General features: G+C 71.7%; 19 protein-coding genes and 2 tRNA genes. 14 read left to right on the top strand and 7 right to left on the bottom strand.

Annotated features, from left to right (window positions below; translation table 11 throughout):
• Positions 1-53: 53 nt before the first annotated feature.
• On the top strand, positions 54-371 hold the full coding sequence (gene ctaJ, locus BUS84_RS17140; protein ID WP_483189034.1) for an aa3-type cytochrome oxidase subunit CtaJ: 318 nt from the start codon (positions 54-56) through the stop codon (positions 369-371).
• A complete protein-coding gene (locus BUS84_RS17135) occupies positions 358-765 on the top strand; it encodes a DUF5130 family protein (RefSeq protein ID WP_074313803.1) in 408 nt (135 codons plus the stop codon). The genes ctaJ and BUS84_RS17135 overlap by 14 nt, the downstream gene beginning before the upstream one ends.
• A gap of 173 nt (positions 766-938) precedes the next feature.
• Here the strand turns inward: BUS84_RS17135 and pepN are convergent, their stop codons facing one another.
• Positions 939-3,488, bottom strand: coding sequence for an aminopeptidase N (gene pepN, locus BUS84_RS17130; protein ID WP_074313801.1), 2,550 nt, complete (start codon positions 3,486-3,488; stop codon positions 939-941).
• Positions 3,489-3,709: 221 nt separating this feature from the next.
• Here pepN and BUS84_RS17125 point away from each other — a divergent pair, with 221 nt between their 5' ends.
• The 4 genes from BUS84_RS17125 (at position 3,710) to BUS84_RS17110 (ending at position 7,138) form a co-directional block, all read left to right on the top strand.
• Positions 3,710-4,336 carry a DsbA family protein gene (locus BUS84_RS17125; protein WP_084757506.1) on the top strand — a complete coding sequence of 209 codons (627 nt, stop codon included), beginning with the start codon at positions 3,710-3,712 and terminating at the stop codon, positions 4,334-4,336.
• A 194-nt stretch (positions 4,337-4,530) separates the two neighbouring features.
• Complete coding sequence (locus BUS84_RS39055; protein ID WP_159451045.1) at positions 4,531-5,298, top strand: hypothetical protein; 768 nt, start codon at positions 4,531-4,533, stop codon at positions 5,296-5,298.
• Positions 5,299-5,384: 86 nt separating this feature from the next.
• Positions 5,385-6,584, top strand: a complete 1,200-nt coding sequence (locus BUS84_RS17115; protein ID WP_074313799.1) for a DUF1015 family protein — start codon at positions 5,385-5,387, stop codon at positions 6,582-6,584.
• A gap of 86 nt (positions 6,585-6,670) precedes the next feature.
• Positions 6,671-7,138: a ribose-5-phosphate isomerase gene (locus tag BUS84_RS17110; RefSeq protein WP_074313798.1), complete on the top strand. Its 468-nt coding sequence runs from the start codon at positions 6,671-6,673 to the stop codon at positions 7,136-7,138.
• A 184-nt stretch (positions 7,139-7,322) separates the two neighbouring features.
• Here the strand turns inward: BUS84_RS17110 and BUS84_RS17105 are convergent, their stop codons facing one another.
• Positions 7,323-7,664 (bottom strand): hypothetical protein, encoded by a 342-nt coding sequence (locus BUS84_RS17105; protein ID WP_074313796.1) that lies wholly within the window; start codon positions 7,662-7,664, stop codon positions 7,323-7,325.
• Positions 7,665-7,802: 138 nt separating this feature from the next.
• Between BUS84_RS17105 and BUS84_RS17100 the strand changes: the two genes are divergently transcribed.
• Complete coding sequence (locus BUS84_RS17100; RefSeq protein WP_074313795.1) at positions 7,803-8,348, top strand: hypothetical protein; 546 nt, start codon at positions 7,803-7,805, stop codon at positions 8,346-8,348.
• Between the two features lie 182 nt (positions 8,349-8,530).
• On the opposite strand, the gene BUS84_RS17095 is transcribed toward BUS84_RS17100, so the two are convergent.
• The 3 genes from BUS84_RS17095 to BUS84_RS17085 form a co-directional block, all read right to left on the bottom strand.
• Positions 8,531-8,797, bottom strand: a complete 267-nt coding sequence (locus tag BUS84_RS17095; RefSeq protein ID WP_074313794.1) for a hypothetical protein — start codon at positions 8,795-8,797, stop codon at positions 8,531-8,533.
• Positions 8,798-8,980: 183 nt separating this feature from the next.
• Positions 8,981-11,131, bottom strand: a complete 2,151-nt coding sequence (locus tag BUS84_RS17090) for a M14 family zinc carboxypeptidase (RefSeq protein ID WP_074313792.1) — start codon at positions 11,129-11,131, stop codon at positions 8,981-8,983.
• Between the two features lie 244 nt (positions 11,132-11,375).
• Positions 11,376-12,299: a hypothetical protein gene (locus BUS84_RS17085; protein WP_143728448.1), complete on the bottom strand. Its 924-nt coding sequence runs from the start codon at positions 12,297-12,299 to the stop codon at positions 11,376-11,378.
• 498 nt (positions 12,300-12,797) lie between these two features.
• Between BUS84_RS17085 and BUS84_RS37590 the strand changes: the two genes are divergently transcribed.
• Positions 12,798-13,094, top strand: a complete 297-nt coding sequence (locus BUS84_RS37590; RefSeq protein WP_143728447.1) for a DUF7710 domain-containing protein — start codon at positions 12,798-12,800, stop codon at positions 13,092-13,094.
• A 236-nt stretch (positions 13,095-13,330) separates the two neighbouring features.
• Here the strand turns inward: BUS84_RS37590 and BUS84_RS17075 are convergent.
• Positions 13,331-13,404 (bottom strand) — tRNA-Gly (locus tag BUS84_RS17075).
• A gap of 404 nt (positions 13,405-13,808) precedes the next feature.
• Here BUS84_RS17075 and BUS84_RS17070 point away from each other — a divergent pair.
• The 6 genes from BUS84_RS17070 to BUS84_RS17045 all read left to right on the top strand — a co-directional run bounded on the left by BUS84_RS17070 (position 13,809) and on the right by BUS84_RS17045 (position 19,368).
• Positions 13,809-13,882, top strand: a tRNA-Pro gene (locus BUS84_RS17070).
• 145 nt (positions 13,883-14,027) lie between these two features.
• Positions 14,028-15,374 (top strand): trigger factor, encoded by a 1,347-nt coding sequence (gene tig / locus BUS84_RS17065; RefSeq protein WP_074313789.1) that lies wholly within the window; start codon positions 14,028-14,030, stop codon positions 15,372-15,374.
• A gap of 220 nt (positions 15,375-15,594) precedes the next feature.
• Positions 15,595-16,236 carry an ATP-dependent Clp protease proteolytic subunit gene (locus BUS84_RS17060; protein WP_074313787.1) on the top strand — a complete coding sequence of 214 codons (642 nt, stop codon included), beginning with the start codon at positions 15,595-15,597 and terminating at the stop codon, positions 16,234-16,236.
• A 10-nt stretch (positions 16,237-16,246) separates the two neighbouring features.
• On the top strand, positions 16,247-16,909 hold the full coding sequence (locus BUS84_RS17055) for an ATP-dependent Clp protease proteolytic subunit (protein ID WP_074313786.1): 663 nt from the start codon (positions 16,247-16,249) through the stop codon (positions 16,907-16,909).
• Between the two features lie 212 nt (positions 16,910-17,121).
• Entirely contained in the window at positions 17,122-18,417 is a 1,296-nt protein-coding gene (clpX, locus tag BUS84_RS17050) for an ATP-dependent Clp protease ATP-binding subunit ClpX (RefSeq protein WP_074313784.1), read from the top strand.
• A 153-nt stretch (positions 18,418-18,570) separates the two neighbouring features.
• Complete coding sequence (locus tag BUS84_RS17045) at positions 18,571-19,368, top strand: carbon-nitrogen hydrolase family protein (RefSeq protein WP_074313783.1); 798 nt, start codon at positions 18,571-18,573, stop codon at positions 19,366-19,368.
• A 4-nt stretch (positions 19,369-19,372) separates the two neighbouring features.
• Here BUS84_RS17045 and BUS84_RS17040 read toward each other — a convergent pair whose 3' ends face one another.
• Positions 19,373-19,597 (bottom strand): hypothetical protein, encoded by a 225-nt coding sequence (locus BUS84_RS17040; RefSeq protein ID WP_074313781.1) that lies wholly within the window; start codon positions 19,595-19,597, stop codon positions 19,373-19,375.
• Positions 19,598-19,892 lie beyond the last annotated feature (295 nt).

Genomic DNA, 19,892 nt, shown 5'->3' with positions numbered 1-19,892 from the left:
CGTGCAACCGACCCGGTTGTTCGAGGTCCTTCTTCCGCCTGGGGGCGTTGGGATTGTCTGTTACCGAGACGTTGCTGGTCTTCGTCGGCATCCCGGCGGCCGCGGTGCTGGTGATCGCCGGCCTGGCGTACGCCGGTAGCCGCGGCGGTGGTGCCGCCGGCGGCGGTGGTGGCTCCAAGCGCTACCGGCCGGGCCGGCCCTTCGACTTCACTCCGGTCTGGTTCCTTGGCCGCCCGGAGCAGCTGGCCGACTCGGCCGGCACCGCGCTGGCGGCGGGCGCGCAGGCGCCCGCGCTGACCAGCCACAAGCTTGAGCAGGCCAGCGTTGAGGCGCCGGCCGGTGGAACCGGAGGCGCAAGTGACCGTTGGTGAGGAGCAGACCAGGACGGAAAACCCGCCCGAGGTGCTGGACGGGCCGTTCTCGACCCGCCAGTTGCTGCGCATCGACGAGGCGCTGCGCCTGGCCGACCAGGGCACCGGCCTGGTCTTCTCGGTCTTCGTCGGCGGCCTCGACGAGCCGGTCCGGGAGCACGCCCAGCGGCTGCACCGCCAGCTCGCCAACCCCGACAGGTCGGTGCTGATCGCGGTGTCGCCCAACCAGCGGCAGCTGGAGATCGTCACCGGACGGCACGCCCGCAAGCGCATCCCCGACACGTACGCCAAGCTGGCCGCGCTCTCCATGGTGGGCGCGTTCAGCGGCGGCGACCTGGCCGGCGGCATCATCAACGGCCTCGACCAGCTCGCCAGCCACGCCGGCAAGGGCTGAGAGCCACTCGTACGACGAAGCCCGGCCCGCTGAAAAGCGGGCCGGGCTTCGGTCTGTGCGGGCTTGATCCAACGCGGCTAGGCGCCCGGCTCCAGCATCATGGGCCAGGGCACGTCGCCGAGGGTCGGCGCGGGCTTCCCGCCCACGCCGACCCCTCGCTCGGGTATGGCCGATCAGGCGCTCTGGGCGTCCTTCGCGCGGGCCTTGAGCGCCCGCAGAACGCCGTCGCGGCCCTCGGCGACCAGCCGGCGCAGCGGGGCGGGGTGCCCGTCGCCGGCCAGCCACGCGTCGGTGGCCGCCACCGTGTCGTCCTCCACCAGGTAGGTCGGGTACGCCAGCTGGGCGAACTCCTGCGCCGGCTCGCTGTCCCGGGTGGCCCACACCTGGCCGACCGTCGCGAAGTACCGCTCCCGGTACGGGGCGAGCAGCTCCACCTGCGCCGGGTGGGCGAACCCCTGCAACAGCGCCCGGTGCCGCCAGTTGGGCAGCGCGTCCGGACCGGTCAGCAGAGCCCACACGGCGGTCTTGTTCTCCGCGGTCGGCACCAGCGCGTGCGCGTACGCGGCCTCCCGCTCGCCGCTGGCGGTGCGGTCACCGGCCAGCTCCGCCTCGATCTCGGCCGCGCCGGCCGCGCCGTTGGCCACCAGCGCACCGAGCACCGTCCACCGCAGCTCGGTGTCCACGGTCAGCCCGGCCGGCACGCCGGAGCCGTCCAGCCAACCGCGCAGGGTGGCCAGGTCCTCCTCGGAGCGGGCCGCCGAGGCGTACGCCCGGGCCCAGGCCAGCTGGAACCCGCTGCCCGACTCGGCCGCCGCGAGCGCGTCCCTCGCCGTGCGGGCCAGCTCGGCCCAGCCGGTCGGCGCCCAGGCGGGATCGGCGTACAGGGTGAGCGTGGTGGTCGCCTGCCGCAGGGTGGCGGTGACCAGGTTGATGTCGGTCTCGGTGGGCAGCCCACTGATCACCAGCGCCACGTAGTCGCGGGCCGCCAGCTCGGCGTCCCGGGTCATGTCCCACGCCGCCGTCCAGCACAGCGCCCGGGCCAGCGACGACTCGAAGCCACCGATGTGCTGCACGACCGTGGCCATCGACCGGTCGTCGAGTCGCAGCTTGGTGTAGCTCAGGTCGTCGTCGTTGAGCAGCAGCACGTCGGCCGCCCGGACGCCGCGCAGCTCGGCGAGGTCGGTCCGCTCGCCGGTCACGTCCACCTCGTGCCGCTCGCGGCGGACCAGCCGCCCGTCGGTCAGGTCGTACAGGCCCACGCCGATCCGGTGCGTCCGTAGCGTCGGGTACGCGGCCGGTGCCTCCTGCCGGACCACGACCTGCTGGTACGTGCCGTCCGCGCCGATCGTCACCTCCGGCCGCAGCGTGTTGACCTGCGCGGTCTCCAGCCACTGCGCGGCGAACTTGCGCAGCTCCCGGCCCGAGGCCGCCTCCAGCTCGGTGAGCAGGTCGTCGAAGGTGGCGTTGCCCCAGGCGTGCTTGCCGAAGTACGCCCGCAGCCCGGCCACGAACGGCTCCTCACCCACGTACGCGACGAGCTGCTTGAGCACGCTCGCGCCCTTGGCGTAGGTGATGCCGTCGAAGTTGACCTCCACGGCCTCCATGTCCGGCATCTCGGTGTAGACCGGGTGGGTGGAGGAGAGCTGGTCCTGCCGGTAGCCCCAGTTCTTCCGGATGGACAGGAACGTCGTCCACGCCTCGGTGAACCGGGTGGCGTTGGTGTTGCACCAGTGGCTGGCCCACTCGGCGAACGACTCGTTCAGCCACAGGTCGTTCCACCAGCGCATGGTGACCAGGTCACCGAACCACATGTGGGCCATCTCGTGCAGGATCGTGTTGGCGCGCTGCTCGTACTCGAAGTCGGTGACCTGCGAGCGGAACAGGTAGTGCGACTCGGCGTGCGTCACGCAGCCGAAGTTCTCCATCGCGCCGGCGTTGAAGTCGGGCACCCAGAGCTGGTCGTACTTCGGCAGGGGGTACCGCACCCCGAACTTCTCGTGGAAGAAGTCGAAGCCCTGCTTGGTGATCAGGAACAGGTCGTCCGAGTCGAGGTAGGGCGCCATCGACGCCCGGCAGAACGCCCCCAGGTCGATGCCGTCGTGGGTGTCGCGCACCTCGTGGTACGGCCCGGCGCAGAGCGCCGTGATGTAGGTGCTCATCCGGGGCGACTCGGTGAAGTGGAGGGTCTTGAGCTCCTCACCCGCCGGCTCCTCACGCTGCACCGGCATGTTGGACACCAACCGCCAGTGCGCCGGCACGGTGGCGTGCCAGGTGTACACGCTCTTCAGGTCCGGCTGGTCGAAGCACGCGAACACCCGCTGCGCGTCGGCCGTCTCGAACTGGCTGTAGAGGTACGTCTCGCCGTCCACCGGGTCGACCGTGCGGTGCAGCCCCTGACCGCTGTTGGAGTAGCCGAAGTCGGCGTCGACCACCAGGGTGTTCTCGCTGTCCAGCCCGGACAGGGTCAGGCCCTTCTCGGCCGACCAGTCGGACAGGTCGACCGGAGCGCCGTTCAACGTGGCGGAACGCACCGCATCGGCGGCCACCTCGATGAACGTGCTCGCGCCCGGCTCGGCGCAGCGGAATCGGACCTCGGTCCTCGACCGGAACGTACGGCCGTCGGCCGCCAGCACGGCGCTCGACAGGTCCAGACTGATGTCGTACCCCGTCACGTCGAGCAGGCGTGCCCGCTCGGTCGCCTCGACCTGCGTCAGGTTGCGCACTCCCGGCACTGTTCGTCTCCATCCCACATCTCGCCGTACGCCCGGCGGCGCCCGTCCGCCGACCGCTCGTGGCGGCCGGTCCGGATCCGAGTCTTCCACGTGCCGGCAGCCGGCGGTGGCCGAGGTCACGCTCTGATTCGGGTGCCGGCCGGCGCGAGCCGGGGTGAAGATTCGTGTAGACGCCGGATCGCCGGCGCCACCTGTCGCGAAGGGACCTCACCGTGACCGAACGTGTCGCCGTGGACATGTGGTTCGACCCGGCCTGCCCGTGGGCGTGGATCACCTCGCGCTGGCTGCTCGAGGTCGAGCAGGTCCGTGACGTGGACATCCGCTTCCACGTGATGAGCCTGGCCGTGCTCAACGACGGCCGAGACGAGCTGCCCGAGGAATACAAGACCTTCCTGAGCACCGCCTGGGGCCCGGTGCGGGTCTGCATCGCTGCCGAGCAGCGGTACGGCGGCGATGTCCTCCGCAAGCTCTACACCGCGCTCGGCACCCGGATCCACCTCGGCAAGGAGGAGCGGGGTCGGGAGCTCTACGTCGCCGCGCTGACCGACGCCGGCCTGGACCCGGCGCTGGCCGATGCCGCCGACAGCACGGAGTACGACGAGGCGCTGCGGGCCAGCCACGAGGCCGGCATGCGTCCGGTCGGGCAGGACGTCGGCACTCCGGTGATCCACGCACCCGGCCCGGACGGCGGCCAGGTCGCGTTCTTCGGTCCGGTGATCACGCCGGCGCCGAAGGGTGCGGCGGCCGGCCGGCTCTGGGACGGCGTACTGCTGGTCGCCGGCACCCCGGGCTTCTACGAGATCAAGCGCACCCGCGAGCAGGGCCCGATCTTCGACTGATCCACGGCCGCCACGCGCCCCCGTTCCGGACACCGCCGGCTGCCCGGGCGGGGGCGCGTCGCGTCGGACGCCGGGTGCGCCGCCGGGGGCCGGGACGGTTACGGCGTCACCGGTGGGCGGGCGGCGTCGTTTCCTTCGGTGTCCGCCGCAGCGACCCGCAGGGCCGCACCCCGCAGCTCGTGGAGGCAATCCCGATGGCCAAGCACCGTGCGTCCGGTGACGATCAGCTGACCCGGCAGGGGGTGATCGAGACTCCCGGCGCGGCCTACTGGTCGGTCGACGACTCCCGCTGGCCGTCAGTCCGTCCCGACCTTCCCGCCCACCTGGTGGACCTGCTGGCCCCGCCGATCGTGGTCGGCGTGGCCCGGGTCCCGGTCACCTCCCGCCTGACCCCGCCCGCCGACACCACGCCGGCCGATCTTCCGGCGCAGCTCGCGGCTTCCGCGCCGGCCGTGCCGTCGGCTCCCGTGCCGTCGGCGCCCGCACCGGCCGTGCCGTCGGCCGCCGCACCGGCCGTGCCGTCGGCCGCTGCGCCGGCCGTGCCGTCGGCCGCTGCGCCGGCCGTGCCGTCGGCCGCTGCGCCGGCCGTGCCGTCGGCCGCTGCGCCGGCCGTGCCGTCGGCCGCTGCGCCGGCCGTGCCGTCGGCCGCTGCGCCGGCCGTGCCGTCGGCCGCTGCGCCGGCCGTGCCGTCGGCCGCTGCGCCGGCCGTGCTGTCGGCGGCCGCGCCGGCCGAACCCGCGCCGCCCCCGCCGGCGCCCGCGGCCCCGCGTCCGGTACCGACGCCGCCGCTGAGCCCGCGACCCGTCCCGGCGCCGCCGCACGAGCCGCGTCCCGTGCCGGGGCCGCCCGCGGCGCCCCGCCGCAACGCGACCACCGGGCCCGCCGGGGCCGGCCGGCGGGGCAACGGCGGGCCCGCCGCTGCCGGCCGGCACCGCCGGGGCACATCCGGCCGCGCCGGCTGACCGCGCCCCGGGCCGGCGCTTTCATCTGGTGGACGCCGCGCGGGTCCCCGCTACCGGCGACGCCGTCGCCGGTAGCGTCAGCGGACATGACGGTCGTACATCCGATCGCCCGGGCCTGGATCACCACCGGCGGCACCGGCGCGCAGAACTACGACGAGTTCGCCGACGACGCGGAGATCACCGCGATCATCGAGGCGAACCCGCACAGTGCCCTCGGCATCGAGATGCCGCACCGAGCGCCGGAGAGCCGGGGGAAGTCCTTCCTCGACGCGCTGCCGGACGCGGTGGCCCGGCTCGCCGAGGCGAAGGCCGACGGCAGCTACACCCCCGCCGAGCAGGTGGTGGTGCTCTACCGGATCAGCGCGCCGGGCGACGAGCCGGCGTACGGGCTGTTCGCGATGGTGGACACCGACCAGATCTCCACCCGGGCCGACGAGCCCGGCCTCGTCATCCGCAACGAGGACGTCTTCATCGCCAAGGTGCGTGAGCGGGTGGCCCTGGCCGAATCGCTCGGTCACCTGCTCTCGCCCGTACTCCTGCTCCAGACGGGGCGCGGCGACGAGCTGCACGCCGCGCTCGCGGCGGCGACCGAGGCGGCCGGCGCGCCCGCCGCCACGGACACCGACCAGGCGGGGCGCACGCACGCCATCTGGCTGCTCGGCCCCGGCCCCGAGCAGGACGAGCTGACCGGCCTCGCCGGCGGCGGGGAGCTGGTCGTCGCCGACGGCAACCACCGCAGCCTGGCCGCCCAGACCGGCGGGCTGCCGCGCTTCCTGGCCGTGGTGACCACGCCCGCCTCGGTGGCCATCCAGCCGTACAACCGGCTGGTCAGCGAGCTCACCACCACGCCGGACGAGCTGCTCGAGCGGCTTGGCGCGGCGGGCGCCGACGTCGAGCCGATCGACGGCCCGGTCGAGGTCCCGGCGGCCGGCGGCACCGTGCACCTCCGGCTGCCCGGCCAGGGGTACGCGGTGCGCCTGCCCGGCACCGCCGACGACCGCCTGGAGAACCTGGACCACGCCCTGGTCGAGCGGCTGCTGCTGCGCGACGCGCTGGGCCTGGACCCGGGCGACAAGCGGATCACCTACGTGGGTGGTGACTACCCGGCGAGTTGGCTCACCGGGGAGGTCGACGCCGGGCGGGCCGAGCTGGCGATCCTGATCGCGCCGGTGACCGTCGCGGACTTCGTCGCGGTCAATCTGGCCCGCGAGAAGATGCCGCGCAAGAGCACCTGGTTCACCCCGAAGGCGCGTGGCGGCCTGGTGGTCGCCGAACTGCCCCGCTGAGCGACCGGCCGCACGGCCGTGTGACGAACCCGGCGGGGACGCCGCCCCTGCGGCGTTCCCGCCGACGGCCTGACAGACTGCCCGGTATGCGCGTCTACCTGGGATCCGATCACGCCGGTTTCGAGTTGAAGGTGCACCTGGCCAACCATCTGGCCAAGCAGGGGTACGACGTGGTCGATGTCGGCCCGCACAGCTTCGACCCGGACGACGACTACCCGACGTTCTGCCTGCACACCGGCGACCGGGTGGTGGCCGACGAGACTGGCCTCGGGGTGGTCATCGGCGGGTCCGGCAACGGTGAGCAGATCGCCGCGAACAAGGTCGCCGGGGTCCGCGCCGCGCTGGCCTGGAGCGTCGAGACAGCGCAACTGGCCCGCCAGCACAACGACGCGAACGTGGTCGCGGTGGGTGCCCGCCAGCACACCCTGGACGAGGCCACCGCCATCGTCGAGGCGTTCCTGAACACCCCGTTCTCCGGCAACGAGCGGCACGCCCGCCGAATCGCCCAGGTGGCCGACTACGAGCAAACCCGCCAGCTCCCCCACCTGCCCTAACCCCCGCCCCCGGCGGCGCTGCCCACGCTCCCTGGCGCGTCGATCTAGGGCCAATCGCTGTGGACGGAGATCCACTAGCGACGATTTTCCCTAGATCGGCGTGGAGCGGGCGTGCGGCGTGCGGCGGGCGGCGGGCGGCGGGGCGGGCGGCGGCGGGCGTGCGGCGGGCGGCGTGGGGCACGCGTCAGCGTGGCGAGCGGGGGAGGTCTTCGCGGGGGACCCAGTTGCGGCGGACGACCACCACCCGGGCCTCCGCCTCGGTCAGGTCGTCGTCGGTGGGGCGGGCGCCGTCGCGGGCCCGCAGCGCGGCGCTCAGCCCGACCTGGGACGAGCCGGAGCCGACCAGGCCGCGCAGACCTCGCTCACCGTCGCGCTCGTCGTTCGCCGGGCCCCGACGGCGGGGCGGTGGGTCGGTGCCGTCGTGCACGCCGGCGGTGCTGGCCGTCGGGCCGTCGGTACCCCGCCCGGCTGGCTCAGAGTAGGGGTGGTGGCGCAGCCGCCGTCGTCGTCGGTCCGGGTCGCCCATCAGCCGACCGTACCTCGTCCGGTGTGGGATTCGGCACCGTCGTGCCGGGCCGCGTCGGACGGGCGCGGCGACCGATTTGCCGGCTGGCTACCCTCGGATCCAGGCGGCGTTGGTGTCGCCGGTCAGGGGGAGGACGAGATGGCAGACCAGACGCAGCCGTGGGCGGAGCGGACCGTGGAGGTGCCACCGCAGGCGGGCGTCGCGGTGCCGCCGCAGCGGGACGGCTTCCGCCGGGGCGTGGCTCCGGTGGGTCAGCCGCGTAGCCCGCGCACCGAGCCGTTCCCGACCGTCGAGCAGGACCCGACCGGCACCGGCTGGCCGGGCGGGCCGGAGCCGCGCCGGCCGCTGAGCTGGCGCCTGGCGCAGCTGCGTCGCGGCGGCGAGTGGAGCGCGGCGGCCGGGCTCTTCGCGTTCGTGTGCTGGGGGATCTGGGCGCTCTCCGGTCAGGGTGACCTGACCGGTCCGCTGCTGGTGCTGGTGTTGAGCCTGCTGGTGGCGGTCGGTCTGTTCGCGCTGGCCCGGCTGGTCGGCAGGGTGGTGCTGGAGCGCCAGCTCGGGCGGGTGCGGCGCAGCGCACGGGGGGCGCACCTGGCGACCGCGGTCTTCCTCGCCGGCCTCGGCGTGGCCTGGCTCCAGCAGACCGAGTGGGTCGTCTCGGCCTGGAACTGGATCTCCTCGAACTGATCCGGGTTACGCGCGGGCGGGCCGGCCGACGGCGCCCCGCCCGCGCGTCCGGTCGCGGCACGCCGCGACACCGGTCGTCTCCCCACCAGGCAAGGCCGCTGCTTACCCGGCCGGCCACGGTTCATCCGTGGCCGGTCCGACTGGCGTGGCGGCGGGACCTGCTTGGTCCGACGGTACGGCGGTCAGTGGGTGCCGCCGTACCGCTCCGCGTCGGCTCGTGGCGAGGCGACCCGAGCGGCCGGGTCCTCGACGCCGGGCTCGCCGCCGTCCGGGGCGACCATCCCGTCGTAGTTGTAGAGCGGCCGGCCGTCGTCGTGCTGCTTCGTGGTCCTGATGTAGCGATGCATCATGCCGTCGATCTCCACCTCGACGAGGGCGTCGCCGCCGGTGTCGTGGGTGCTGCCGTCGCGGGGCCCGCCAACCAGGTGTGCCGTGCTGTTCATGTCCATGTCGATGCCCTACCCGGCGGTCCCCGACCGGAAACGGGCGAAATGTCGCCCGCTTCCGGTCGAGCGCCTCGGGCGGTCGCCGTCCTGTGCCGACGCCACCGGCGCGGCCGGAAAACCGTGGCCCCGACTGCTGCCCGGCCGGCGGTGCCGCGCCCGGGTCCGGGGCGCGGCACCGCCGAAGGGTCACCCGGCGGCGGGCTGGGCGGCCGCGTAGTCGCGCGCCACCCGGACCATCTCGACCAGACCTCCCGCGTACTCCTGGGCCTCGCCGTGCGCCTCGTCGAACGGCGGCTGGAAGCCGACGCCCTCCCACTCGCCGGTGGTCGGGTTCCACCGATCGTTGCCGACCTCGAAGTCCCAGGCTAAGATGCCCAGTTCGTAGTAGAGCTGGTCGGCGGAGTTGCCGGCGGCCGAGTAGAGCACGTCGGCGACCGGGCCGGTCTGCGACGGCCAGGTGACCGTCCCGCGCTCCTGCGCGATGGCGCCGACGATCCGGCGCGCGCTGTCCAGGAACATCTTCGACTCGTCGATCGACGGCCGGGGCAGGGTGACCCGCCCGTCGGCCCGGTACGCCCCCGGCGGCCACATGAAGTACCCGCCGTAGGAGTGCACGTTCATCGCGAACTTGATGTTCGGGTGGGCCTGGGCGAGCGCGATCACGTTGCGGCTCTCCGCCTCGGACAGCTCCGCGGTGCCCGCGTAGTTGCCCGAGAGGCAGTTGGCGCTGGCGCCCACGTACCCGTCGAAGTAGGACCCGACCGTGTAGTTGCGGTTGATGTCGACACCCCACGAGGTGCGGTACCGCGGGTCCCGCGTCGGCCCGGTGCAGTGGTTGACCAGGTTCTTGCGCTGGAAGTTGTAGTCGTTGAACGAGTAGTTCGCGCCGTCCGGGTTGACCGTCGGGATGACGAACACGTCGACCTGCTCCAGCAGCTCGCGGGTGGCCGGGTCGGTGCGGGCGTTGGCCAGCATCCGCTCGGCGAACTCCAGTGTCACCAGCGGCGTGGCCCACTCCCGGGCGTGTTCCTGGGAGTACGCCAGCACCCCGACCCGGGAGCCGTCCCGGTGTACGCCGAGGCGCAGCGCCTGGACCGTCCACGGCCGCGCCGGCACCTCGGTGCCCTGGAGCCCGTCGTCGAGCCGGGCCGGGCCGGCGACCGGCATCGGCAGCCCGGCCGAGCCGTCCTCGACGGTGGCCCGGAACCGGTTCGGTTGGCGGGCGTTGATCGCCGCCGCAACCTCGTCGGTGGTGCTCACCGTCTTGCCGGCGGTGTCGGTGGCGAGTGTGACGGTGAGGACGCGGTCGCGGTAGCCGACGGTCAGCGGCCGGTTCCGTTTGCCCGGGTCGACCGTGCGCACCTGCACACCGTTCATGCCCTGGTCACCGAAGCGGACCGACTCGACCACCACGGCGGCCACCGCCGGGTCGCCCAGGTACGCGACGGCGTTCCGCCGGTACCCCTGCGTCTGGTTCGGCAGGTCGATCACGTCCACCAGGTCCCGGTACTGGCGGGCCAGTCGCTTGATCCGCGCCTGGATGTCCACCGGCGTCAGGTACGCGTCGATGAAGTCCTTCTGGTAGCCGGCCGGAAGCGGCGGCGGGGTGGCGTTCGGCCAGAGGGCCGGCGTGACCGCCCGGCTGACCCCGCCGAGGCTGGAGGTGGCGGTCAGCTGAACCGGCCGGTTCGGCACCGGCTGGGGGAGCGCGTAGTGGTACTGGTACTCGCCGGAGTCCTCGAACCGGGAGAGCGGGAACGACCCGGTGGCGCCGTCGGCCGTCCGCCAGCTGACGGTGATCTCCACGTCCGGGTCGTCGGTGGCGGTGGTGGCCACCTGCGCCTGCAGGAACGTCTGCCCGCTCGTGGTCCACCAGTACGCCTGCTGCACCTGGAGTGTGTCCACGGCCGCGGCGGCGGTCGTGTTCCGCTGGCCTGCGGCGGAAGCGCGCAGCCCGGCCGCGGTGCGGGTCTGCGCCGCGCGGACGCTGTCGGCGTAGTGCCGGCTACCGTCCCCGGCACGCTGCACGATCTGCACGGCGGTCGCGCCCTGCGCGGTCAGGTCGGCGAGCTGGGCGCCGGTCAGCACCAGGTCGGCGAGGATCCGCCCGTCCCGGGCCCGGGGTCGGTTGGCCAGGTCTGCACCAGTGGCGACCAGGCGGTCGAGCTGAGCTTGATCGCGTAGCTGCATCCGGACCAGGGCGGTCTCGGTGGCGCTCAGGGTGATCGGTGTGGCCGGGGCGGCGGGTGCCGCAATGCCCGGGCCGGGATGGGACAGCACCGCGCTGAGCAGGATCGCTGTGGTGGCGGCAGCTGTCCACCGTCGTCGGACGATCATGTGCCCTCCTGACGGACGTCAATGGGTCTGGTCCTTACACCAGTCCATAGATCGACAGCTGTCAAGGGATGACGGTAAGTGCCGCATACGGGTGCCGCTCCGGACTGTCGAAGATGTCAGGCTCTCCAGAGGTGGGTCACGGCGCGGGCCGCTGGGACAGCACCGCGAATCCTCCGGCCAGGAAGGCGATCGCACCGGTCGGTCAGGGTGTGTCGTCCTTTGAGACGGGTTGGGCGCAGCGTGCTCAGAACGCGGCGAGCAGCGTGCGCAGTTCGGAATCGGCCTGGGTCAGTACGTGTAGACCGGTGACGACGGTGAGCATCCGCATGCAGCCGTCGACCTCGATGTAGACGTATTCGCCTCGGTCGACCACCTCGGACAGCGACACGAATCTCGTTGCGTGGGTCGTGCAGGGTTCCGCGGGTGTCGACGACGCCAACCGCCCGTGGAGTTCGGCTAACCGATTGGGCGGCACCTGGCCGCCACGCTCGAACTCGGCCACGACCGTCGCGGTGCCCTGCCACCTGTTCGGCCTGTGATAACGGCATGCCACGGTCAACGTCTCGATTCTGAGGGCGGGCCGGCCCACCGGTAGAGACGGCAGATACCCCCCGTGCTCCCGCTCCTGGGGGGACGGCCAGAACTTGTCGGGAAAATGCTGCTGGCAGCCAGCCTTCGCCGCCGCCCCAGAGACGATCTGTTCGACGACCCTGGTGCGAACCACCGTCAGCCGCAGCGCCTTGCCGGCGTCGAGCACCTCGTTCCTGGGCAGGCCGCAGTCGTCGACCGGGACACCGGGCCGCAGCCACCGCCCGTCCTGATCGAGGAGAACCAGCCACGGCGGGTTGGCGCTACCGTCCCCACAAGCTTCGGCCGTCCGCGGCTGGTCCGGCAGACGCAGCGCCCGAACGATCGCGCCGATATCGTCGATGCGGCTCTCGACCTCGACGCGGTCACGGCCGCCGTCTGGCTGGTCCCGCTCCTCTTGCGCGCAGACCAGCGCGGACACCGGGCGGAACCCGTCGCCGAGCAGCGCCGGATACCGACCCCAGGAGTCGCCGTTCGGCTCGAACTCCTCCGCACACGACGTCCAGGTAGCGTGAATCACCGGCTCGCGATCCCGGAGCGGGGAGTAACCGGTCCTGCTGCAGCCGGCGAGGATGGCCACGGTCAGCAGGAGTATCGGGGCACGTCTCAGCACACTGCTGAGACGCGTCCCGACAGGCATTCGTTCCAACCGCCCACCCGGCGCCTCCGGAAATGGCCGCCGCCGGCTGTGAACGGCACGCGGATGGCACGCAGGGTCGAACAAGGGGGAGGTGGACTGACCCAGGTGCCGCGATCGTGCGGTCTGCCTGGGCCTTCGTGTGTGGAGCGGGCGACGGGAATCGAACCCGCACCGTCAGTTTGGAAGAGCGTGCTCGACCGGTCGTGATGCCCGAAACGCCTGCCGCCGGCGGTCTGCTGGGCTGCGTCTCGTGCCCCCTCGTGCCCGTTGCGCGCCACGGTTGCTGGTCCGTGGATGGCCCGGCACCCTCGGCTGTCGCTGCTCCGCCCCCGTCCCTAGAGAGGCGTGGAGAGTCGAGCACCGGGGGGACATGACCCTAGCCGCGGCCGCCCGGCGCAAGCGGCGCAGCCTGGTTGCCATCGATGACAGACTGAGGCCGTGACCAGCGGCGTTAGCCTTCCTGAAGACCTGCCGACCGTCTGGATTTTCCACCGCGATGGAGCGCGTTTTGCTTCGGGCGTGTTCGCCTCGCGGGCAGACGGCCTGAGCTGGGCGGCGGAGCACCGTCTGACGGGCTTGCTCACTGAATACCCGGTCGGTGAGGGCTCCTACGACTACGCCGTCTCGCGCGGACTGTTCCGGCCAAGTAAGCCGCACCATGGCAAGCCCGGCCATGTTGTGGACTTCTCGCCAAGTCTCGACCATGTGCACGTTGTAGATGGCGCAGTGGACTGACTTCGCGCTCCCAGTATGGCCGGCCGGCCCGGCCGATGCCGGCCGGAGGTCGCCAGCAGGCCGAGGCCGGGCGGCGCCGCCTTGGCCATGGACCCGCGAATCGTCCGGCAGGCCCGGCGCAAGGGCGGCCAGGGCGGCAGCTAATGGCCCACGGATGGCCCGCAAGATCAGAGCGGGGGAGTGGTCGGCCGGCCCAGGATCGGGGGATGCAGCCTCTGACCTGGGCCGGAGGCCGGTGGAGCGGGCGACGGGAATCGAACCCGCACCGTCAGTTTGGAAGACTGAAGCTCTGCCATTGAGCTACGCCCGCGTGACCCCGTCAACGGGGGACGCAGCCGACAGCGTACCCAATCCCCGTGCCGCTCGCGCAGCCGCGCCACCGTCCGCGCCGTGCCGCGCCACTCCGTGTCGTACGGCGCCGTGTCGTGCCGGGTCGTGCCGGGTCGTGCCGTGCCGTGCCGCGTCGCGCCGAGCCAAGATCCGCGCAACTTCAGGGATGCAGTGGCCTCAGCGCGCCGGCAGGCAGCACTTTCCCTGAAGTTGCGCGGATCTTGCCCCCGAGAGGCCGGGCAAAGGCCCGGAAGTCCCGGGGGTCGAGATGCCCCAAGGCCGGGGAGGCACGCCGGAGGAGGGGAAGTTTCGGGGAATGTGTCCGGGTGAGAGGTGGCCCCGGCACGTCTGCGGCGCGCCGACGGCATAGACTGCACGTCGCCACGGGGTGTGGCGCAGCTTGGTAGCGCACTCGCTTTGGGAGCGAGGGGCCGTGGGTTCAAATCCCGCCACCCCGACTGTCGTCCGCGGCCGGGCCGCCCCGGGTGCCGCCGAGTTTTCCGCGCGGTCCCCGGGCGCTGCCGGAGCGTCAGGCCGGCTCACCTACACTCGATGGGCTGAATCACGCCCAGACTCAACTGAGATCCGTCAAGGAGTACGCCTGTGAAGAGCACCGTCGAGACTCTGAGCCCGACGCGCGTGCGGCTCGCCATCGAGGTGCCGTTCGTCGAGCTCGAGCCGAGCCTCAAGAAGGCGTACCGGGAGATCGGTTCGCAGGTCCAGGTTCCCGGCTTCCGCCGGGGCAAGGTGCCGACCGCGGTGATCGACCAGCGGGTGGGCCGGGGCACCGTCCTCAACGAGGCGGTCCAGGACGCCATCCCGGACAACATCCTCGCCGCGGTTCGCGAGCACGACCTGAAGACGCTGGGGCGTCCGGAGGTCGAGATCACCGAGTTCAACGACGGTGACTCGCTGAACTTCACCGCCGAGATGGACGTCCGTCCGGAGATCACCCTGCCCGACGCGTCGACCATCGAGGTGACCGTCGATGAGCTGCAGATCGACGAGAGCGAGATCGACGAGCAGGTGAAGAACCTGCGGGAGCGGTTCGCCACCCTCAAGACCGTCGAGCGGGCCGCCGCCGAGGGCGACTACGTCCAGATCGACCTGAACGCGACCGTCGACGGCGAGGACGTGCCGGGCGGCCAGGCGAGCAACATCTCCCACGAGGTGGGCAGCAAGCAGCTCCTGCCGGGCCTCGACGAGGCCGTGGTCGGTCTCGCCGCCGGCGAGAGCACCACCTTCACCACCCAGCTCGTCGGCGGCGACTTCGCCGGCCGGGACGCCGAGGTGGCGGTGACCGTGCGCACGGTCAAGGAGAAGGAGCTGCCGGAGCTGAACGACGAGTTCGCCCAGATGGCGAGCGAGTTCGACACGATCGAGGAGCTCCGCGGCGACCTGCGCGCGCGGGTCACCCAGGGCAAGCAGGTCGAGCAGATCTACGCGGCTCGGGACAAGGCCCTGGCGCAGCTGGTCGAGGCCGCCGAGGTGCCGGCGCCGGAGGGTGTGGTCCGCGAGGAGGTGGCCAGCCGCAAGCAGGCGATGGTCGACCAGCTGGAGCGGATCGGCGCCTCGATGGAGGAGTACCTCGCCGCCGAGGAGAAGACCGAGGAGCAGATCGACGCCGAGCTGACCGAGGCGGCGACCGAGGGCGTCAAGGTGCAGCTGCTGCTGGACACCCTGGCCGACGCCGAGGACGTGCAGGTCTCCGACGACGAGTTCGGCCACGAGATCGTGCACCGGGCGCAGCGGGCCGGGATGGCCCCGCAGCAGTACTACGACCAGCTGGTGCGCTCCGGCGCGGCCGGCGCGGTCTTCGGTGACGTGCGGCGGGGCAAGGCGCTCGCGGCCGTCATGGAGCGGATCACGATCAAGGACTCGGCCGGCAACGAGGTCACCCTCGACGCGCTGCGCGCCGCCAACGAGGCGGAGCACAACCACGACCACTGATCGTCGGGTGCGGCCGCCGTCCGCCGCTGTGCGGTGGATGGCGGCCTTATCCTTTTCCGGGTACGCCCCGGCGGCCAGCGTCGCCGGTACGCCCGGAAGCCCGCGCCGCGGGTACGCCCGACGCAGCTGCGCTGAGAGCGAACAGTGCCCCGACCGGGACTCTGCCGCCCCGCACAGCGGTTAGTGTCGGGAAAGACGGTACGGAGAGCGAAGGGCTGCCATGACCGACATGCACATCCCCAAGAAGTCGCTCCGGGCGATTGACGCGCGCGGTGGCGACTCCATTGGCAACCTCGACGACTCGGTCTACAACCGGTTGCTCAAGGAGCGCATCATCTTCCTGGGCAGTGAGGTGACCGACCAGGTCGCCAACCGCATCTGCGCGCAGCTGCTGCTGCTCGCCGCGGAGGACCCGGACCGCGACATCAACCTGTGGATCAACTCGCCGGGTGGCTCGGTCTACTCCGGCATGGCGATCTACGACACCATGCAGTTCATCGACAACGACGTGTCGACCGTGGCGATGGGCATGGCTGCCTCGATGGGCCAGCTGCTGCTCTGCGCGGGCACCAAGGGCAAGCGCTACGCCCTGCCGCACGCCCGGATCATGATGCACCAGCCGTCCGGTGGTCTGGGCGGTACGGCGTCCGACATCGCCATCCAGGCGGAGCAGATGCTCTACACGAAGCGGATGTTCCAGGAGCGGGTCGCGCACCACACCGGCCAGAGCCAGGCGCAGATCGAGGCGGACTCGGACCGGGACCGTTGGTTCACCGCCCAGGAGGCCATGGACTACGGCTTCATCGACAAGGTGATCATCGGGGCCGCTCAGGTTCCGGATGGCGCCGGGACCCTGAGCTGAGGAGCTGACGATGACCGATCTGAGCTTGCCGCCCCAGTTCGCGGCCGTGCACAACCGTTACGTGCTGCCGTCGTTCGTCGAGCGCACGTCGTACGGGGTCAAGGAGTCGAACCCGTACAACAAGCTCTTCGAGGACCGGATCATCTTCCTCGGCGTCCAGGTGGACGACGCGTCGGCCAACGACGTGATGGCCCAGCTGCTGACGCTCGAGGGCACCGACCCGGACCGCGACATCATCATGTACATCAACTCGCCGGGTGGCTCGTTCACCGCGATGACGGCGATCTACGACACCATGCAGTACGTCCGTCCGGACATCTCCACCGTCTGCCTGGGTCAGGCGGCCAGCGCGGCGGCGGTCCTGCTGTCGGCCGGCACCCCGGGCAAGCGGATGGCGCTGCCGAACTCGCGGATCATCATCCACCAGCCGGCCACCGAGGGCGGCTACGGGCAGGGCTCGGACATCGAGATCCAGGCCCGGGAGATCCTGCGGATGCGGACTCAGCTGGAGGACATGCTCTCCCGCCACTGCAACCGCCCGATCGAGCAGGTCCGCAAGGACATCGACCGGGACAAGATCATGACGGCCGAGGAGGCCAAGGAGTACGGGCTGGTCGACACGATCCTGACCAGCCGCAAGAAGGGTCTGCTGGCGGCCAACGCCGCCAGGTGAGCAGTACCGGGTCAGAGGTTGGCCGGGGCGTCCGTTCCCGGCCGACCTCTGACACACCCGTTTTGGGGGTCGGAGAATGCCCCGCCAGCGGGTAACGTCGGGTCCGTACCGCTTCGCCGGTTGGCGCCGGCGGGGTGAACGGAGCCGGACGGCGCGCAGCGTCCGCAGGGTCAGGGCCGGGTCTCCGGCCGATGAGTGCAGGGAGAACGTAGGTGGCACGGATCGGTGACGGCGGCGACCTACTGAAATGCTCCTTCTGCGGCAAGTCGCAGAAGCAGGTGAAGAAGCTCATCGCGGGGCCTGGGGTCTACATCTGCGACGAGTGCATCGATCTCTGCAACGAGATCATCGAAGAGGAGCTGGCCGAGTCCGGCGAGGTGAAGTGGGAAGAGCTTCCCAAGCCGATGGAGATCTGCCAGTTCCTCGACAACTACGTGGTCGGGCAGGATCAGGCCAAGAAGGCGCTCGCCGTCGCGGTCTACAACCACTACAAGCGGATTCAGGCCGAGGCGGCCGGCGCGCCGGGCTCCGGCAGTGACGCCGTCGAGCTGGCCAAGTCCAACATCCTGCTGCTCGGTCCCACCGGGTGCGGCAAGACCCACCTGGCGCAGACGCTGGCCCGGATGTTGAACGTCCCGTTCGCGATCGCCGACGCCACCGCGCTGACCGAGGCGGGCTACGTCGGCGAGGACGTGGAGAACATCCTCCTCAAGCTGATCCAGGCCGCCGACTACGACATCAAGCGCGCCGAGACCGGCATCATCTACATCGACGAGGTCGACAAGATCGCCCGCAAGTCGGAGAATCCGTCGATCACCCGGGACGTCTCCGGCGAGGGTGTGCAGCAGGCCCTGCTCAAGATGCTGGAAGGCACGGTGGCCAACGTGCCGCCGCAGGGTGGGCGCAAGCACCCGCACCAGGAGTTCATCCAGATCGACACCACCAATGTGTTGTTCATCTGCGGTGGCGCCTTTGCCGGGCTGGATCAGATCATCGAGTCCCGCACCGGGCAGGGTGGCACCGGCTTCGGTGCCCGGCTCCGGTCGGTGTCCGATCGGTCGACCGATGACATCTTCAGCCAGGTCATGCCGGAGGACATGCTCAAGTTCGGGCTGATCCCCGAGTTCGTGGGCCGGCTACCGGTGATCACCAACGTGCGCAGCCTGGACCGCAGCGCCTTGGTGCGGATCCTCACCGAGCCGCGCAACGCCCTGGTTCGGCAGTACCAGCGCCTCTTCGAGCTGGACGGGGTCGAGCTGGAGTTCGACGAGCCGGCGCTGGAGGCGATCGCCGACCAGGCCATGCTCCGGGGCACCGGCGCCCGTGGCCTGCGGGCCATCATCGAGGAGGTCCTGCTCTCCGCGATGTACGAGGTGCCGAGCAACCCCGACGCCGCCCGGGTGCTGATCACCCGCGAGGTGGTCCTGGAGAACGTCAACCCGACCATCGTGCCGCGCGAGTTCACCGGCCGGCGGGCCCGGCGGGACCGCGAGGAGAAGTCGGCCTGATCGTCCTCGCGTCGCGCCGGCCGCTCAGTCCTGACGCGGCCGGCGCGAGCGGGTTCGTCGGTCCTCCTCGCCCGACGGCTTCGCCGCCGCGGCTCTGGTGCCGGCCAACATCCGAGGCTGCCCGTGCGGCCCTCTCGGCCGTACCCTGGGCTCATGCGCGTCGCCGTCTGCCAGCTCAACGCCCGGGATGACCGCAAGGCCAACCTGGCGGCCGCGGAGGTCCTGCTGGAACGCGCCGCCGCCGGCGGCGCGGACCTCGCCGTCCTGCCGGAGTACGTCGACTACCTCGGCCCCGCCGCCGGGTTGCCCGAGCCGGAGCCGGTGGACGGCGAGGTGGGCAGCTTCTTCGCCGGGATCGCCCGGCGACTCGGTATCTGGCTGGTGGCCGGGTCGTTCCACGAGGCCGGCCCCGACCCGGAGCACACCTGGAACACGTCGCTGGTCTTCGACCGATCCGGCAGCCTGGCCGCGAGCTATCGCAAGATCCACCTGTACGACGTGGAGATCCCGGGCCGGGTCTCCTACCTGGAGTCGGCGAGCGTCGCTGCTGGCACCCAGCCGGTGGTGGTCGACGTCGAAGGGCTCCGGGTGGGCCTGTCGATCTGTTACGACCTGCGCTTCCCGGAGTTGTACCGGCGCCTGGCCACTGAGGGTGGCGCCCAGTTGCTCGTGGTCCCGGCGGCGTTCATGCTGCACACCGGGCGGGATCACTGGGAGGTCCTATTGCGGGCGCGGGCGATCGAGAACCAGTGCTTCGTCGCGGCCGCCGGTCAGACCGGCGACCACGAGCCCGGCCGCACCTGTTTCGGGCGCAGCATGGTGGTCGACCCGTGGGGGACGATCCTGACCCAGTTGCCGGACGGCCCCGGGGTGTCCGTCGTCGAGCTTGACCTTGACCGGCTCGTCCAGATCCGGGCCGAGCTGCCCAGCCTGGCCAACCGCCGGCTCTGAGCCCTCAGCCCTCGAGCAGCACCCCGAGCGCGGTGAAGCCCGCGATGACCGCGGCGGTCACCAGCAGAGCGGTGGTCATCCGGGATCGGCCCCGCCGGGCCAGGCGCCCCACCGAGAGCACCAGGACGACCAGCACGACCGCGCCGATCACCAACTGCCAGAACGGCAGGAGGAGGCCGAGCAGCGCCTCCTCGGCGTGCACCGTGGCGCCGAGCCCGGACTCATCCATGCCTGACACTCTGGCACGCCGGTGCGCCCCGCGTCGCCGGCTACGCGGGGATGGAGGAATGGGGGTTGGACTCGGGTCATTGCAACTCGCGTACCGCCGTGGCTCTCCGCCCGGCGCGGCAGCCCCGGGAACAGCCGGCGGGCCGCACCGTTGCACCCCTCGTAGGCCCGAGCAGATCCAGACCGCACTGGCCGACCTAACCAATGATGAACCCTGATTTGCCTTCTGCGGGCCGTCCGCGTAACTTTCTCTCTGCACGGGGGAGGCCGGAAAAACCGGCCGAGAACGGGCGCCA

Origin of the sequence: Micromonospora cremea, from assembly GCF_900143515.1 — a bacterium.
Classification (GTDB): Bacteria; Actinomycetota; Actinomycetes; order Mycobacteriales; family Micromonosporaceae; genus Micromonospora; species Micromonospora cremea.
This window is presented reverse-complemented; position numbering and strand designations above follow the sequence as displayed.